Source organism: Proteus mirabilis HI4320 (genome assembly GCF_000069965.1).
GTDB lineage: Bacteria > Pseudomonadota > Gammaproteobacteria > Enterobacterales > Enterobacteriaceae > Proteus > Proteus mirabilis.
Genome location: NC_010554.1, coordinates 1,024,062 through 1,041,317 on the forward strand (window position 1 = coordinate 1,024,062; position 17,256 = coordinate 1,041,317).

The 17,256-nt window shown below is 31.1% G+C and carries 18 protein-coding genes and 4 pseudogenes; 16 read left to right on the forward strand and 6 right to left on the reverse strand.

Features of this window, described 5'->3' with window-relative positions; genetic code table 11:
• Nucleotides 1-555: 555 nt before the first annotated feature.
• From PMI_RS18885 to PMI_RS18890, 5 genes and pseudogenes are all read left to right on the forward strand, one after another.
• A pseudogene (locus PMI_RS18885) lies at nt 556-723 on the forward strand (isocitrate/isopropylmalate family dehydrogenase); the annotation flags it as partial.
• Nucleotides 724-1,526: 803 nt separating this feature from the next.
• Nucleotides 1,527-1,799 (forward strand): hypothetical protein, encoded by a 273-nt coding sequence (locus PMI_RS04635; RefSeq protein ID WP_157867040.1) that lies wholly within the window; start codon nt 1,527-1,529, stop codon nt 1,797-1,799.
• A 235-nt stretch (nt 1,800-2,034) separates the two neighbouring features.
• The gene (locus tag PMI_RS04640) at nt 2,035-3,672 is read left to right on the forward strand and encodes an AAA family ATPase (protein WP_232504905.1); all 1,638 of its coding nucleotides are present in this window, start codon (nt 2,035-2,037) and stop codon (nt 3,670-3,672) included.
• A 5-nt stretch (nt 3,673-3,677) separates the two neighbouring features.
• Complete coding sequence (locus tag PMI_RS04645) at nt 3,678-4,541, forward strand: hypothetical protein (protein WP_012367802.1); 864 nt, start codon at nt 3,678-3,680, stop codon at nt 4,539-4,541.
• A 322-nt stretch (nt 4,542-4,863) separates the two neighbouring features.
• Nucleotides 4,864-4,980: pseudogene (locus tag PMI_RS18890) on the forward strand (hypothetical protein); the annotation flags it as partial.
• A gap of 296 nt (nt 4,981-5,276) precedes the next feature.
• On the opposite strand, the gene PMI_RS04655 reads toward PMI_RS18890, so the two are convergent.
• The 3 genes from PMI_RS04655 to PMI_RS04665 all read right to left on the reverse strand — a co-directional run bounded on the left by PMI_RS04655 (nt 5,277) and on the right by PMI_RS04665 (nt 7,531).
• Nucleotides 5,277-6,404, reverse strand: coding sequence for a phage integrase Arm DNA-binding domain-containing protein (locus PMI_RS04655; protein WP_012367803.1), 1,128 nt, complete (start codon nt 6,402-6,404; stop codon nt 5,277-5,279).
• Complete coding sequence (locus PMI_RS04660; protein WP_012367804.1) at nt 6,385-6,627, reverse strand: excisionase; 243 nt, start codon at nt 6,625-6,627, stop codon at nt 6,385-6,387. Before PMI_RS04660 ends, PMI_RS04655 begins: the two co-directional genes overlap by 20 nt.
• A gap of 256 nt (nt 6,628-6,883) precedes the next feature.
• A complete protein-coding gene (locus PMI_RS04665) occupies nt 6,884-7,531 on the reverse strand; it encodes a helix-turn-helix domain-containing protein (protein ID WP_012367805.1) in 648 nt (215 codons plus the stop codon).
• Between the two features lie 330 nt (nt 7,532-7,861).
• On the opposite strand from PMI_RS04665, the gene PMI_RS04670 reads away from it, so the two are divergent.
• The 4 genes from PMI_RS04670 (at nt 7,862) to PMI_RS04685 (ending at nt 10,241) form a co-directional block, all read left to right on the forward strand.
• The gene (locus PMI_RS04670) at nt 7,862-8,935 is read left to right on the forward strand and encodes a conserved phage C-terminal domain-containing protein (protein WP_012367806.1); all 1,074 of its coding nucleotides are present in this window, start codon (nt 7,862-7,864) and stop codon (nt 8,933-8,935) included.
• A gap of 12 nt (nt 8,936-8,947) precedes the next feature.
• Nucleotides 8,948-9,346, forward strand: a complete 399-nt coding sequence (locus tag PMI_RS04675) for an antiterminator Q family protein (protein WP_004247847.1) — start codon at nt 8,948-8,950, stop codon at nt 9,344-9,346.
• Between the two features lie 221 nt (nt 9,347-9,567).
• Nucleotides 9,568-9,828, forward strand: coding sequence for a helix-turn-helix domain-containing protein (locus PMI_RS04680; protein WP_012367807.1), 261 nt, complete (start codon nt 9,568-9,570; stop codon nt 9,826-9,828).
• A 155-nt stretch (nt 9,829-9,983) separates the two neighbouring features.
• Nucleotides 9,984-10,241, forward strand: coding sequence for a helix-turn-helix domain-containing protein (locus PMI_RS04685; RefSeq protein WP_004247849.1), 258 nt, complete (start codon nt 9,984-9,986; stop codon nt 10,239-10,241).
• A gap of 5 nt (nt 10,242-10,246) precedes the next feature.
• On the opposite strand, the gene PMI_RS04690 is transcribed toward PMI_RS04685, so the two are convergent.
• On the reverse strand, nt 10,247-10,519 hold the full coding sequence (locus tag PMI_RS04690; protein ID WP_004247850.1) for a helix-turn-helix domain-containing protein: 273 nt from the start codon (nt 10,517-10,519) through the stop codon (nt 10,247-10,249).
• A gap of 306 nt (nt 10,520-10,825) precedes the next feature.
• Between PMI_RS04690 and PMI_RS04695 the strand changes: the two genes are divergently transcribed.
• The 5 genes from PMI_RS04695 (at nt 10,826) to PMI_RS04715 (ending at nt 15,063) form a co-directional block, all read left to right on the forward strand.
• Nucleotides 10,826-11,032 carry a hypothetical protein gene (locus tag PMI_RS04695; protein ID WP_004247851.1) on the forward strand — a complete coding sequence of 69 codons (207 nt, stop codon included), beginning with the start codon at nt 10,826-10,828 and terminating at the stop codon, nt 11,030-11,032.
• 302 nt (nt 11,033-11,334) lie between these two features.
• The gene (locus PMI_RS04700) at nt 11,335-12,357 is read left to right on the forward strand and encodes a DNA-methyltransferase (protein WP_012367808.1); all 1,023 of its coding nucleotides are present in this window, start codon (nt 11,335-11,337) and stop codon (nt 12,355-12,357) included.
• Between the two features lie 274 nt (nt 12,358-12,631).
• Entirely contained in the window at nt 12,632-13,621 is a 990-nt protein-coding gene (locus tag PMI_RS04705) for a DUF4747 family protein (RefSeq protein WP_012367809.1), read from the forward strand.
• Nucleotides 13,622-13,635: 14 nt separating this feature from the next.
• Nucleotides 13,636-14,238 (forward strand): hypothetical protein, encoded by a 603-nt coding sequence (locus PMI_RS04710; protein ID WP_012367810.1) that lies wholly within the window; start codon nt 13,636-13,638, stop codon nt 14,236-14,238.
• Between the two features lie 360 nt (nt 14,239-14,598).
• Nucleotides 14,599-15,063: a lysis protein gene (locus PMI_RS04715; protein WP_012367811.1), complete on the forward strand. Its 465-nt coding sequence runs from the start codon at nt 14,599-14,601 to the stop codon at nt 15,061-15,063.
• A 43-nt stretch (nt 15,064-15,106) separates the two neighbouring features.
• Here PMI_RS04715 and PMI_RS04720 read toward each other — a convergent pair whose 3' ends face one another.
• Nucleotides 15,107-15,688: a hypothetical protein gene (locus tag PMI_RS04720; protein WP_012367812.1), complete on the reverse strand. Its 582-nt coding sequence runs from the start codon at nt 15,686-15,688 to the stop codon at nt 15,107-15,109.
• A gap of 387 nt (nt 15,689-16,075) precedes the next feature.
• Between PMI_RS04720 and PMI_RS04725 the strand changes: the two genes are divergently transcribed.
• Both PMI_RS04725 and PMI_RS18895 read left to right on the forward strand, forming a co-directional pair.
• A complete protein-coding gene (locus PMI_RS04725) occupies nt 16,076-16,546 on the forward strand; it encodes a dsDNA nuclease domain-containing protein (RefSeq protein ID WP_086935847.1) in 471 nt (156 codons plus the stop codon).
• A 125-nt stretch (nt 16,547-16,671) separates the two neighbouring features.
• Nucleotides 16,672-16,839 (forward strand): annotated as a pseudogene (locus PMI_RS18895) (isocitrate/isopropylmalate family dehydrogenase); the annotation flags it as partial.
• 177 nt (nt 16,840-17,016) lie between these two features.
• Here the strand turns inward: PMI_RS18895 and PMI_RS04730 are convergent.
• Nucleotides 17,017-17,166 (reverse strand): annotated as a pseudogene (locus tag PMI_RS04730) (transposase); the annotation flags it as partial.
• Nucleotides 17,167-17,256: the final 90 nt, after the last annotated feature.

Consider the following 17,256-nt stretch of genomic DNA (forward strand, 5'->3'; position numbering starts at 1 on the left):
TAGATATAGGTGGGGTTTATTCCAATACTTTTAATTAATAAATTAATGGGGTGATTAATTCTAATTTATATATTTTAACTATATAATATATGCGAATACATCGTTATGATAAATATCTCAAAAATATAGATTATGATTTTCTAATAATTATTTAGAGTGAATAATTATTAGCTTCAATATAATGCTTTTTATTGCCTAGATTCTAATGAACAGTATAGAATACTACAGATCTTTAGGTGATGAAATTTTATCAAACCATGTATTAAGTATTTCTCGCTTTTCTCGTAAGTAATCATATCTATCATAATGCTTTTGGGAAACACCAGGTCTTTTGTGATTTTGTACCATATTCTTAATTCAGAACTTATTCCCATTTTCCTAGCTAATGTTTCGAATACTCACTAAGTCATGTTTACAGCCCTAATTAGTGGTTATCAAAACCAATAAAAGCATTATGGTAATCAACTAGTTATAAAAATGCATAATCACTGTCTTTTAAGTCTATTAAGAGTAAATATGCCTTAATAAACAAATAGTTAATAATGGCTGATTTATATAATGCTACGCCACATGGGTTGGACAGAAGCTGCTGACTTAATCATTAAAGGTATGGAAGGCGCGATCGAAGCTAAGACCGTTACTTATGATTTCGAACGTCTAATGGACGGCGCTAAATTGCTGAAATGTAGCGAGTTCGGTGACGCGATTATTAAACATATGTAATATAATTAGCGTTGCGAATTGATTACGGGAACTTAAGGGTTCCCGTTTTTTATTGTCAATTTTCTAACATTACTTTTTATTTTATGTCTATTATTTGCATATTTTGGAGATGAAAATAATAAGCTGGTTGTTAAATTGGGCTGCTTGGGGTAGTCGAATTCTTTTTCATGAAAAGGTCAATAAAATGCCATGGGGATTAACAATTTATAATGATAAAGAGGAGGGAACATAACCAGCTCATTATTTGTGCTCGATTTTATTAAAATTACAGGAGATGGAAGCAAATAATACACTGTTCCTAGTGGATTAACGTTGTATGCAACAGCAATAGGAAGGCATAGTATTCGCACTTCTGTTTCAGGCAAATACCGTATATTGGAAATCCAATATAACCTCGCCATCGATGGATGGCATTATTATTGTGGGGCTAAAATAAATCAGTAAATATGGTTTGAAAGTATTTAATGGAAAAATGCAGAGTATTTAAGCACATTAGGATCATTTGTTTTTTTAAATTCATTAATAATATTAAAAAAGGAAATTATAATACAGGAATAAAAGAAAGGGATGATCCTCCAATGGTTTTTTTCAAGATGTACATCAATACAATCTATTATCTCTGATTCAATTTGGTTATAAGAAAGGATGGATATTGGAACATTACATGTTAATAAAACGGTGATATGCTTTTTGAGTGTTACTTATTCGTCAGAGCCTCATATTATAATAAAGCTAAACATCAAAAATGGGATATTCAAATATTTAATAATAACCAGTTGCTTCAAGTCTCAGGAGCAAGACCATTGAGAATTCAGTCCATCACAGGGTTTTCTGATGGTAGACCTATTGGTAATGAGTTGTCGGTAGGTGTTCAATGCGCTTCACTGTGTCGAGTTGTCGGATATTACTCCACACCAACATCTCCTTATCAACATGCCGTTATTGAAGTGGGAAGTTGCGGTTCAGGCACTAAAATTGTACCAATGCGATGGCAATTAACGGTATTACCGGGGCCTAGTGCAAATTCAAGTACGGACGATGTGGTACAGTATATTGATATTAAGGATTATCAATAAGGAATCAGTTGATAAAATAATAGACTAATTTTCCATTTAATTATATATGAGCAATCAATTTTGACTTTAGTTATCTAAAAATGATAATTTTATCAGGTTATAATTTTGTTACTTATATGATTGTTTTGTTGTGTATTATTTTTATTTCTAAAAATTTTTATGGTTGATATAGTACTTAATATTTATATTAATTGTGTTAATATAAATATTAATTTTTTATATGGTTGATGAAAAAATGAATAAAGATAATGAGTATGGAGTAATATTTAATTCTTCTGATTCAATGGATGATTTTGATAGATTGGCTAAATACATTATTATTTATCCAGATAGGGATAATTTTAATGATTTCGGTTTGGATAGTAAGGTTTTTATAAGGATTGTAAATGAAGAAGAGAAACTTAATGTCAATCTTCCAGGGTTTATTGGGTTCATTAATAAAGAAAATGATTTAAATGGTAAATATTTTCTAAAAAATATAATTAAAGATGGGAAGGTTGATTTCATAAAAAATAATAAAAAAAATCCATATTATTTTTTTACCATGCTAAGAGAATTAAAATATTATAGAAGTTTAGTTGAAATTTTTGGTTCAAAAGAGGCAAATAAAATTTTGCTATCTATTAATGATATTTCATTGTCAGTTAGTGATATTGCAGCTAAAAAATATAGAAATATAGCTTTAGAAACAGAAATATTTAATAAATCATTTATTAGAAATTCAGAATCATATTTTACATTTAAAAATTCATCTTTTATTCTAAAGGGCTTAAGTTATGAGAAAGGAAATTTATTATCCACAAATATAACATTATCACCTAAAAATGAATCAGAACCAGTATTAAGTTTTGACTTTGATTATCATGATGAGTTACCTAAAAGAGTTTGTGTTTTGATTGGTGAGAATGGAGTTGGAAAGAGTCAAACATTGAGAAGAATTTGTATGGCTGCTATACGTGGAAATAAAGATATCTTTGAATATGTTGATAATTCCAATAGAAGGATATTGATTAATAGGCTTTTGGCGTTTTCTCCTACGAATGAAAGTAAATCTAATTTTCCTTCAGATAAAAATATTAAATCTAAAATATGGTATAGACGTTTTTCATTGAATCGGGTATCTAATAGAAAAAACATTGCTAATACTAATGATTTGATTATTCAGCTAGCTAGAAATGAAGAAAATATTAGAGAATTAAATCGGTTTGATATATTCAAAAATGCTATTTCTAATTTGAATGATTATAAGGAATTAGCGTTACCTTTAAAAGAAAACACAGAACAACCGATATATATTAAAGAACTAAATAATTATTATGGTGAGGAGCAAAAATTATTAAATTTTCGCTCCATTGATATATCTAAAGATCCAGTAAGATATATAGATGGTCAATCATATCCTTTAAGTAGTGGTGAAATATCATTTATAAGATTTTGTGCGCAAATATGCACAAATATTGAGAATGGAACATTGGTGCTCTTAGATGAACCTGAAACTCATTTACATCCAGCTTTTATAAATAAGTTCTTTGCTATATTAGATACTTTATTGACCTTAACAGGTTCTGCTGCAATTATTGCTACCCATTCCGTATATTTTGTGCGTGAAGTTTTTAAAGAACAAGTTATTGTTTTACGTAAAAATGAAAATGGTAACTTAGAGTTAGAAAAACCAAGGCTGAGTACATTTGGTGCAAATATAGGTAATATATCTTATTTTGTATTTGGTGAAAGTGAACCTACGGATGTTCTATTAAGAGTTAAAAATAAAATAATAGAGGACAAGATGACATGGCCTGAAGTATATAATAAATATAAAGATGATTTTTCTATAAGCGTTTTAATGCAATTGAGGAATGAAATAGAAGGATAATTGATATGAATAAAATTAATAGACCTAAATTTTGTGACTCAATAGCAATAACTAATCTGGTATCTAATACTTCACTAGGTCACCATGGTAGTATAATGAATTGTTTACCATTATTAAAATCGGCCTACAAAGAGTATATCCGTAAAGCAGGTATCCCGGATAAAAATAATTATACTGCATTAACAAAAGCGGCTGGAGATGCACTAATATATTATTATTCACATCCACCAAAGAGTCATAATGAAATAAATAATATTAGAAAAAAAGATAGTAATTCATTATGTCCGATGTGTGGTTCGATGCATCGAGGTACGTTAGATCATGTCTTACCTAAAAATAATTTTCCAGAGTTTGCTATTTTTTCTAGGAATTTAGTTCCTGCTTGTAAATGTAATTTTGTTAAAGGAAAAACATCCACAAATGGAGCTGGAGCAAGAATACTTCATCCTTATTATGATAAAATTTTGGGTAAAAGGCTTATTTCTGCAAAATTTGATTCATTAAGTCGTATTCCAACAATAGATATAAAAATACTTTTATCTAATAACCATCCTTTATATCAGTCAGTTGTATTTCATGTTGATGAAATAGTCAAAAAAAATGACATTTTGGGATATCTTTCTGAACAGTGGGAGATGTTTTATTTACATCCCGAATCTGTAATAAGGGGACTTACTCCAAGACTTACAGAGCCAGCTAATTATTTTAAATTACTTAAGAAAGAATTACTTCTTTTGGATAAAAAGCACAAAGGTAAAAATAATTGGAATTCTGTTTTTGTTTCGGGTCTATATAGTAGGACTATTTGTACTTGGGTTTTAACTGAACTTCAATCGTCTAATAGAGATACTGACGGTATTTTAATTTAAATCTATTCATATAGTTAGTAAATTAAGCTTTAAAAAATTATTTATAAGTGAAGTAAGAAGGTTTATTTTTAGTAAACCTTCTTTATTTGGAAGTTATAATGTGTATTATTGAGTAATTATCTTATTTTTTTAGATGACTCTATATCATTTTTTGGATTTTTGTATAGATTATTCTTATATGAATTTATTGAAAATACTCTCCAAAACCACCCTAACCCAAACTAAAAATCAACCAGTTACATACAAACCAAGATCACATAAAAAAAGATTGTCACCACCAATAATTATAATTTATTTAATAAGTTACGAAATTATTATGGGTATAATGTTACGCCATATGGGTTGGACAGAAGCCGCTGACTTTATCATTAAAGGTATGGACGGCGCTAAATTGCTGAAATGTAGCGAGTTTGGTGATGCAATTATCAAACATATGTAATTGTTGAATTGATAAATAGTTAGCGGTAGCTTATTAGTTCCCGTTTTTTATTAATGTTTTTTTACAATAATAAATAACATACTCATATAGAGAATTGTATTTAAATAGCCAAAGTTAGCAAAAGTGAATAAATCTCAACAGACATTAAGCTAAATATAAAATATGAGTGAATAAACAATAAGGTATTTATTTTGGTGAAAAATATAACAGAAAATAATCTGCAAATGGCATGATAAAGAAGCCGAAGTTTATCAATTGCAGATTATCTGATGCTTAAAAATATAACCAAATAAAAATTAACAGGTAATGGTTATCCACTCTTTTCCACGAGTATTATTATAACGATCGGTTTGTAAACGTGTGGTATGGCCTAATAAGGCTTGGGTATCAATACCTTGTTTTCGGTATAAACGTTCAGATAAAGAACGTTGCTCATGAAATGTTGCAGGTGTTCCTTCTCCCCAATCAATATCTGTTTTATTTCTCGCCTTTTTAAAATTAGTCGTTAACGTATTTGCAGTAACTTGTTCGCCACGTTTAGATTGTGAAGTAGTTCGATGATAATGAACTAAATAATGGCTTACAATACGATCACGACATCGTTCAATAACTTCTTTAAGAGATACATTAATAGCTTGATTACGTAAAGAAAGTGGTATTGCTACTTTTGATCCTGTTTTACTTTGTATGATGTGCAAATGATCATCCCAAATATCTTGAAAACGCATACGTGAGATATCACTAACTCGCTGACCCGTCACAATGGCAAGTAGCATTGCATTTCCCATATAACGATGTTGTTTATCGGCAATATCATAAATTTTATGCCATTCATCTAGAGTGAGTCTTTGTCGCCTGATCCGTGTTCTTGGCCTTTTCGTTGCTAGAGCAGGGTTATATCCGGGAGGAACTTCTCCAGCATGTTGCGCTTCTTTAAAAATATCACTAAAAACCGATCTTACAACTTGAGCCATGCGCATTTGGCCTATTGCTTTGTATTCATCAATAATACTGACTAGATCACGAGTACCTATATTTGCTAATGGATATAAAGCCAATTTTTGACGCATCAGATCTATAGGTTTTTTCTTTTGTTTATATGTAGCAAGTTTTATCTCACCTTGTGATAAACGTTCTTTTTGAATATTCCAATAGCGATCTAACCATGTAGAAACAGAGATAGATTGATCTTTCATAGTAGCAACTCTATCACCAATGATTAAAATTTGGCGTGTTCTTTGTTCTGCTATACGGTTATTGGCTTCAAGAGCTATCTGTTTAGCTTGTGCTTCATCATCTCCTAATGAATGAAATTTTCCTGAAATTGGGTGACGGTATCGCCAATATATCTTTTTCATCCTTGGATGATATATTGAATATAAATTGGGTATATCAATATTCTTTTTACGAGGTCGTCCGCTCATCTTTTAATATTTTCCTTAATATAGGGTCATCGAATGTTTTGATGGAAGGAGTGGCAACTATACCAACTAAATCAGCATCTTCTTTGACTCGCCATAATCGGCCCTCTTTCCTTGCAGGGGGACAAAAATAACCTAATCGTGCATATTTATTTAATGTTGTTAGAGAAGGTGGGTTACTTTTATATCGTTTATCCGACCATTCCTTTAATGTTAATACTTTCATAATACATCCTTGCATAATAAAAATTAGTTAATAAGTATTAATTTACATTTAAATAAAAAATAATGAAATTTATTTGATAACTAATAAATAGCATTATTTTCTATCGAATATATATTTCCTTTTGCATTATTAATAAGAGAGATGTTCGTTAATAGATAATTATTGTACCTGATGTTTATATTATTACAATAACCATGTAATGGGAAGTACATATTGAGCTGAAATGAGCCAGCTCAATAAACTAAAATAAAGAAGATTAGAGAGTCTGAATAATTTGTATTACATAACCAATAATTTGATAATCATTAGTAAATAATATTGGGGTAAAGGCTGTATTTAATGAGATTAAATAAAATTGTGGTGGTTCATGGATAAACTTTTTAATAACGATGTCATTAGTAATAATATTTTTAGCGATAATTATTTTTCCATATAACTCTATCTTATTCTTGAATGATGGTTCGATAATAACGGTTGAACCTTTAGGGATTGAAGGAAGTGAATAGGGGTTTGTCATAGATTCGCCTTGGTAAATTAACCCATATGCTTGTTCAGATACGGGTACTGTTGCACAGCACCAATGCTGAATATCGCTTAATCTTAATGTATCGTAACGTGCTTTCCAATCAGCTGCTTGTTCAAGCGTGATAATGGGTATTTTCTTAATATTCACTGTCTTGCGAGTTATAATTAATGCATCTGCTTCTGATGAGTTTCCCCCGTAAAGTAACCATTCAGGAGAGACTTCAAGGACTTTGGCTAATGCCTGTAAATTTTCTCCATCCGGCTCTGTAACTCGTGTTTCCCACTTTGTAATAGAAACTCGGCTTACACTTAACATCTTTGCTAGAGCTTCTTGTGTTAATGACAATTGTAAACGGCGTTCTTTAATTCTTATGTGCATTTTATTTCTCATGTAATTTATATTTCCTTTTTTTTAGGTAAAAAGTATTTGCGTACTCTTTGTCTATTTGTTAATTTTAATTACCCAAACGGATAACTTATTAATTTAAGTGATATGCATATAATATAAATTAATTATATTAATTCGAATGACGATAGTTTTAGCATTAATAAAATGCTTACTATTTTAGTCATGATTAAATTTAATAAAATAGAATATTTTACAAAACACTAACGGAATTACCATCTTTTGTTATTTTTTCAATTAAATTATTTTTAATTTAACGCTTTTTGGCATTTAGAAAGAATAAAGAGAAAAGGAGTTCAGCATATGAAATCATTAATTATAAAATCTCGACCTCAGATAGTGATACCAGAATTAGCTGTCAAAATTGGATTGCATGAAGCTTTAGTATTGCAACAATTGCACTATTGGATAACAGAAACTAAGTCTGGTATTGAACATGATGGGCGACGATGGATTTACAATACACTATCTAATTGGCAATTACAGTTTCCATACTTATCAGTATCAACGCTCAAACGGGCATTTGCTCAGTTACGTATTTCTGGGTTGATTGAGGTAAAACAACTCAATAAACATCTTCATGATCGTACAAATTTTTATAGTATCAATTATCAACATAAGATCTTGCAAATAGAAGAAGATGAAAAGAGAAGCTTGACTGAAGGTAATTATGCCAATAAAACAACAATAAAACCGTTCGATGAGCCCAAATCGAAACAATGGACAGGTGTAACAAATCTATCTCAGAGTAGTTCAAATAGAGCCCTTCTTACAGAGAGTACAACAAAGATAACTACAGAGAGTAACAATAAAAGATCTCGGTCAGTTTGCTCGTTTTCAAGTCCTGAACGTCCAGAAATAGAAATTATCCGTTATTTTAACAAAGTGACTCACTCCCATTACCGTGAGTGTCAGACGACGTTAGGATATATCCGTGCAAGATTAGCTGATGGTTTTCATTTCGAAGAATTGATATTAATAATCGATTATTTAACAGCTAAATGGCTCAATGATAATAAGATGCAGGACTATTTAAGGCCTAAAACATTATTTCATAAAAATAATTGTACTGAATATCTTGATAAAGCGAAGAAATGGCATTTAAAAGGGAGGCCAGCATATCGAAATGGGCAATGTTTAAAACCCGGGGAAATACCGATTGAAATTGATTATGCAGAAAGAGACAGTACGTTTAATTTACTATTTAGCTCAGCGTGGAAGCCCAAAACAGCACTTCAAATTCTAGCTAAAAAAATGGCTTTACAGCGTGGTTTAGGGCATATGCATATTCACAAGGCTAGGTCTGTTTGGAAAGAAATTTGGTATCAGTCGGCTCAATTAATTGCTCGTTCAACAATTACAGATAAGATCGCATAAGGTAGTGGTGATATGAGAGATATACAACAAGTATTAGAACGATGGGGAGCTTGGGCCTCGGATGTACAAAGTGGAGTAGATTATTCTCATATTGCAGCAGGTTTTAAGGGTGTTTTACCTTATCAATCATCTTCAAGGATAAGTTGTTGTGATGATGATGGTATGATTATTGACGCTACAATAGCGCGATTACAACAATTGAGAAGAGAAGAAGAATTGAATGCGCTTATTTTACATTATATATATCAGTGCTCTAAAAGAAGCATTGCAAGACGTTGGAAGGTGAGTGAAAGCCGTGTACGTCAGATTATACAGATTGCAGAAGGTTTTGTAGAAGGTGGTTTGGCGATGTTAGATTCAGGATTAGTCATGGATCATGAAGTTGCTTGTAATAAAAAACAGGTTAAATAAAAAAGTATTAACGCGCTACGCAAATTAACTGTTATTCTAATAAAAATAAAGATATTTTTCTGGGTTATATATATTGTAAAAATATAACCTTAAGTGATTAAATATAAAATTTTATATAAATTAATATTTTTATTGCTAACCTTGTTAAGTAATGCTTAATTTTAAATTTTCTAATTTTTATGATATAAACTTATGCAGTCATCTTAAATGTTAGAGTTATTATGGTACCTAAAAGATTAAAGGCTGCAAGGGCAAGAGTTGCATTAACTCAAGAAGAGTTAGGTATTTTAGCTGGGATTGATGAAGAATCAGCTAAAATTAGAGTGTGTCAATATGAGTCTGGTACACACCGCCCAAACTTTGAAACTATTTGCCGATTTTCCAAAATATTAAAAGTTCCAGAAAATTATTTTTATACTTTAAATGATGAATTCGCGGAAGAGTTAATAAATATTTATAATAATAAATATAATTGCTCTTAAATATTATTTAGAAAGATTATACATGTTTTGTTACTTTGTTATATAAAGTAAAGAGATTACATGAATAACTTAAACTTATTATGTGCTATTTAAAATAGGAGGTAAAATATTTTATAAATACACTATTGTTTTTAATATAATACTAAAGTCTAATTATGGTTCCTTTTAGGTTAAGATATGCCCGTAAAATGGCAAAATTAACTCAGACAAGATTAGGTACTCTGGCCGGAATGGATGTAGCTAGTGCTCGTTCAAGAATTTCGCAATACGAGTCTGGACTACATAAACCAAGTTTCGAAGTTGTGTGTAAACTAGCCAAAATACTTAACTTGCCTGAATGTTATTTTTATACCGTTAATGATTGTTTAGCGGAAGATATAATGAAATTATATCGTGAAAAATATAATAAGTAATAAGCTTATAATTCATCTTTATTATTTATATTTTTATGTCTTAATTTACGAATAATTTGATTTCCTTTTTCATCAAAGTACCGTTCAGGCCATATTGTTGATGGAGGTATATCAAGTTCTTTAGCAATAATTTGTTCTCCTTTTGGCCATGGACGGGACAACGCGTTAGATAGAGTCGATGAGCTTAAACCTGCAGCTCTGGAAACTTCTGCTAGTGTTGTCCCTTTTTTCTTTAAAGAAGCAATAATATCAGCCGGATGCCAGTTTTTATTAATCATAAGATATCCATATAGATTGGTTTAAAGTATATTGATGAAAGTAAAATGTTAATATATCGGTTAACATTTTTCATTTTAAATAATTGTTATATTTTTTTAAATGAAGTAATTCCTATTTTTAAATGTAACCGGTTAGTATTTCCATTTATAAAATATATTAAATATATAAATTAATATTTTTATTTTTACAATTATCAGCAGGGTTATTTATTTAAAAATAATCTGACAAAAAAGACTTGCTGTTTATATGATGACGAGTTACACCTTTATATATATTCATATTTCTACACTAAAGGGTAAAATGTCATGATAAAACAGAACGATATGACAATTCAGGCGTATAATATATTAGAAATGATATCCCAATATACGGGGAATAATATAATAGAAATCGTTACTAAAACACAACTAAGTTATGAAAGTTGTGAGTTTTTACTTACACAATTAGAAATGGCGGGTTTTATTTTAAAGCATGGCGAGTTTTATAAAAGAACAACTAAGAGGGTTAATTAATTATTGCATAACATCAAAAAAAGATTGATGGTAATTTTTCCGACATAAAAGATAAGGTATATGTGATGAGATAGTGAAGAGAATAGTTACATCTGCTAGATGAAATGGTAGTGGATTTTTTTATAGTGAAAATATTACTGTTGCTGAGGTTTACGAAGATAGGGTTAAGATTGAAAAAATGCCTAATAGATAGTTATATAAAATAAATAGGCCAATTTCCCCTCTACTTTTTATATTAATGAAAGTTAAAGGCTAGGGACTAATAGTTTCTGGCTTTTTTATTATTTAGATAAAGGATATTGATGCAATTATACAATAATGATGCATTAGCTATATTAAAAACATTACCTGACAATTATATTGATTTAATCGCCACGGATCCACCGTATTTCAGAGTGAAATCGTGTGCATGGGATAACCAGTGGGATAATGTTGAGGCATATCTGTCTTGGTTTGATGAGGTACTAGTTGAATTCTGGCGAGTATTAAAACCCAATGGTAGTTTATATTTATTCTGTGGTTCTAAATTGGCATCAGATACTGAACTGCTTGTTCGCGGGCGATTTAATGTATTAAGCCATATTATTTGGGCTAAACCATCTGGGCCATGGCGACGACAAAATAAAGAAAGCCTGCGCACCTTTTTCCCTTCAACAGAGCGGATACTCTTTGCTGAACATTATCAAAAGCCAATCACCGCTAAAGGTTCTGAATTTTCTTTAAAATGCCAGGAGTTAAAGCAAAACGTATTTAAGCCCCTGATTGATTATTTTAGAAATGCTCGTTTAGCACTACAGGTGAGTTCTAAGGAGATAAATCAAGCAACAGATAAGCAAATGTTCAGTCATTGGTTCAGCAATAGTCAGTGGCAATTACCTAGCGAGGAAGACTACAAAAAGTTACAAACACTGTTTACACACATTGCTGATAAACAAGAAAAGTTATCGTCGTTATCCCGCCAGTTTACCGAGTTAGAGCGAGAACAATTCACCTTACAAAAAGATTATCAAGAATTAATAAAAGAATATGGTTTATTAAGACGACCATTCTTTGTAACTGCAGATGTGCCTTACACTGATGTGTGGGCTTATCCACCTGTTCAGTATTATCCCGGTAAACACCTTTGTGAGAAACCATCGGCCATGATGGAACACATTATTCGCTCAAGTAGTCGCGAAGGGGATTTGGTTGCTGATTTCTTTATGGGATCAGGAGCAACACTGAAAGCAGCACTAAAACTTAATCGAAAGGTTTTAGGTGTGGAGCTTGAGAAAGAGCGTTTTGAACAAACAGAGCAAGAAATAAAAGCGCTAACTTGTAAGTAATTCTTACAGGTTCAGTTATCTGGAATCCTCGGGTGGTTTTGTTGTGAAATTATTTAATAATAAAATTATTTACTATGAGGTTTTGACAATAGAGATCATTTATTACTCTTTATTATTATAGTTTTTCTATATTTTTTTAATAATGAGGAAAAAAAGCACTGTATGTAAAAACAGTTGTTTAGATTGTGATATCATCTAGTTAATTTACTTAATTACATTGAATTATGTTTAATTATATATAAAATTTTCCTTATGTTTATATAAGGGAAAGCATATGGCCACTTTTAAATTTTATAATATTCAGCTTCTGCCTGTGGATAGAAAAAAAGACTCAGAAGTAGGCGTGTCTGGATATTGCAAACTTTTTGAATCTGTTGAGAAGCAACTTGAAACGTTAAGAGAGGAAAAGGAAAAATTAAGTTCCGTTTCTGCCAAGCTTATTGGTGATATGTATTTCTCAGCGTTTTCGTCATCAATATACTCTTATCCTTTGGAAAATGGTGAGCAATACTTAATCCATGGGTATTTTCTTAAATTCGATGATGTTAACACATTAGTTGATACAGAAAGTGGGAAGATTAGTTATACATCATCTGGAAATAATAGTAGTCGTAGGTTTCAGTTTGAGTTTGTTTTCGATCCTGCTTTACATATCCTTGCTATTCAGGATACCAAAGGATTACCAACTAGAAATGCTTTAATAAAAGCATTAAAGGAAGTATTAGGAGCCCATGCCAACAATCTTTTTCCATATCATAGTTTAGAAATCATAGAGTTAACCTCTGCAGAATCGATACAAGATTTTTTCTTAGCACCTAAAAAGGGATATAAGACTTATAAAGGGGAGGTAACGTTTTCTAATTCAGATGAGTTTGATTTTGATTCAGAAGATGAATTAAGAGAGTTAGCAGGAGAACTTGAATTAGAACTGAAAACTAACGAGGTACATAAATGGGAAACAAGTTACCGAAGCTTTAAAGATCATTTGATGAATGACTTACCAAAAAATGCAAAAGCTCAATTAATCTTAGCTGCAAAATTTGGTAATGCTGAAGTTAGCTATAAAGATGAAAATAATGAGTTACAAAGATATAAAATGGAAGATTATCCCGTTAAGGAGAAATACAATGAGACTAATAGAACGCAAGGAATAAAGAATAGAACCTTAGGTATAAAGAATTTGATTGTTTTAGCAAATAGAAGAGCTAAAAAAGCATTAAAAGCTATTAGCATTAATAGAAACCTTTTTAAAAAAGACAAATAAAATAGGAAGAAAACATGAATAGGCCTATGAAAAATATGATTTATCTAAGAGTTAGATCTATCCCAATCGTAGGTTCTATTTTTCGTATTGCAAATGCGTATGCTTTTAAGGGGGAGCCTCAATGCAATAAAATAATAGCTCCATGGAAATATTGGTGGGCTAGGATTTTTAAAAAATTTCTTATAGTTCTCATATTCACGACGATTATGTTTTTTCTTGAAAACTCTTTAGCAAGTGAATCCCCATGGAACCCTGCTGATACTGTATTAAGTATATTTCCGAGTATTTTAGGGTTTGGGATTGGAGTTTATGCGCTAATGTTTATTATGCCTAGTGACTTTATGCATTATCTTAAAAGGCGTTATGAGTCAGGTAAAAGCGAAATAAGCCATCGGATTATCCCAGTAGATATGGGATATCCTTTATCTATTTTTATAGTCGTTTTGTGTGTGGCTTCGATTTGTAAATTGTTTAATCAAAATGGGATTACCTACTTTGCCAGTTTGTTATCGCTGTTTTATGGGTTAAGTATGTCCATAGAATTAATGTCTTTTTTGTTTAACTCATCGGTTAGAATTCAAGCTATAAGAAGTATGGGGAAGAATGACAAACAATAACTGATATGGGGGTGGCTTAGTCCAGTCTATATAATAATTATTGCTGTAAATTAAAGACCACTTCGGTGGTTTTTATGTCAACTTATATCAGGACTAGTCACCAAATTGACTTAAAACTTAGTAATCAACCTAACGTATTATCTCCACATCTAATAAATAATACGCAAATAACATATCAATCACTCACTTATCCAACTGTGTGCCTGTATTCCTTTAACTAAACTCGGACACTCCGTAGGGGGGGTATATGCGCATGGACAAATTAACCAATGCTACCTACGGAACAGCTGGCTTAACTGCCTTTTTTGTTAGTTTAGAAAAACGTTGTCAGATTGCACTCTCACATCATCGGTACTAATCATGAAATATAGGAAACTCTATGCCGTCATTGTGATGGTAGGCATTATTGTGGGTGGCTATTGGGTGATTAACAGGCAAGCTAACAGGATTAATTCACTGATAGATACCAACAAAAAACTGATAGTGGCTCTTGAAGAACAGAAGTCTATTAATACTGATTATCAAGCACGCATAATGCGGTTAAACCAACTGGATATTCAATATACGCAGGAGCTAGCGAATGCTAAGAATGAAATTAGTCGCTTGCGTGATATTAGTGAGCGTAATCTTGAACGGGTGTATATCAAAGCCGAGTGCCCAAAAAGCAAAACCACTCCCTCCACCAGCTTGGCTTCTGCAACCACCGCCAGACCTACTGACACCGCTATCCGAAATTATTGGTTACTTAGAGAGCGAATTGCAGAGTCAGAGCAGATGATTAAAGGGTTACAAGATTACATCAGGCAGGAGTGTGTAGGTGATTAGCGTTTTTTATATCTATAACCCTTTAATATCTATATTAAATATATTACATAAGAGAGTAGATATCGAAAGTATAAGTGGACTCAACAAATTCTGATTTCACGGTTATTGAGAGGCTGTTTTTATTGTATTTTAACGGGAATTTATCTAAGCCCTCTAAAAGGCATGTATAATAAGCAATATCATCAGAATTTCTTTGCAAGAATTTCACGTTACTAACGGGCGGTTTTTTATGCATTTTCCTTTGTTGAATAATGTGAATAAAATGGCTTGTTTGACTGGATAAATTACGAGTTAAGTCAGAAATAATGTTATTTTGAACCGCCGGTATGGTTAGATCTTTCGGATAATGATGTTTAAATTCAATAGTAGCAATCAAACTAGATTCATCTTTATTCAACGAATAAAGAGATAAGTCCACTGCACCATTCCTACTTTTTGGATGTTCTGTCATTGCTAAGTAATCAGAGTTCTCATTGATAACAATGGTAATTTCATCCCTAATTTGATTCTCATGTTTTCGATTATAGAAATATAAATTAAGTTCGTGTAATTTTTGCTTAACTCGCGGGTCTTTTATTGCGTTAATTAAAGTTAAAGTCACAGGATCTATATGAAATGTTTTCATTAGTAAATGATATTTTTTTTGGATTGTATGTAAATCTTATCATGATAATTAATATATAGAGAAATCATGACTAAAAACTTAGTTTGGATAGCAATCAAGTGAGTTTATTATTTCTTATGAAAATAGTTACATGAAATATCATATCTGAAGGAGTTATGCGAAATAAAACTAAGAAAAATAATTGGTTACTTAGAGCTGAATCAAAGTAAATGATTAAAGGAAAAATAGTTTGTGAGTTTGAAAGGAAAACAATTTTTTTATGATTATATAAAATATTACATGAGTAAAATTTCATGATCTAGATCGATAATATATCCTAATATAGCTGTATTTCATATGCTAAGATACATGTAAATGAATAATTCATGTTTACTTGGTGTAGTGTATATGGCAAATAACCCACTTGCTGAAGTCCAGCGTGAATCAGCAGGAGCAAGTACTTTCGGAAAGTATAATTTTCAATTTCATTGGGCATTATGTGAGATTATTGAAAAGCACAAAAAAAATCAGGAATATGCTTTATTAATTGAATATCAGGAAGATGTTGTAATTGCTAATAGTTTAGATCCAAACAATGCACAGTTTGAATTTTATCAAGTAAAGAATCAGATAGCTAAGTATACATCAGCATCTCTTACAAAAAGGGATAAAGGTAAAAATAATAAGCTTAAAAACTCTGTGCTTGGAAAGCTACTTAGTTCTTGTGTTAATACTTCATATGAAAATAGGGTTGTTAAGATTGGGCTAGTTTCATCAAGTGGATTTAGCCTAAATATTGATAAAGATCTTAAACTAGATGTAATCAAGATAGGTGATTTAGCAAAAGATGATTTAGCTAGTTTTTTACTCCGTATTTAAGGTAGCAAATTTAAACTGATCTAATGATAGATAAGCATTGTTTAACAGCCTATACAATGCTAAAAGTCAGAACCTGACAATAAAATATATCTTATTAACTAATAAAATAAGTAGTATTTTAAATATTGATGCTACGCCACATGGGTTGGATAGAAGCCGCTGACTTAATCATTAAAGGTATGGAAGGCGCAATCGAAGCGAAGACCGTTACTTATGATTTCGAACGTCTAATGAAAGGCGCTAAACTGCTGAAATGTAGCGAGTTCGGTGACGCGATTATCAAACATATGTAATTGTTGATTTGATAAATAGTTAACGGGAGCTTATTAGTTCTCGTTTTTTATTATCAATATTGAAACGGTTATCAAAAAGTTATCAAAACGAGTTATCAAAACCACCTGAAATTTGAGCAATTAAATCACGATTTTTATCTAATTTTTGGCGTTCAAGTTGTTACCTGATTACTCAGCGTCTAATTTTGCTTTCCAGCTATAAAGTAATTTATCGGTGATCCCTAAAAAACCTGCCGCTTTTGGAGCGCTATAACCTTGTTCGCTGACTAATGCGACCGCTTCTTGCTTAAATCCAGTAGTATAAACACTGTTTGTTCGTTTTTTCATTTAACACTTCAATAGTTAGATTATATTCCATTATTAAAGAGCCCTGTTTGATTAAAGTAGATCAAATAACCCCTAAATTTAATTACTTAT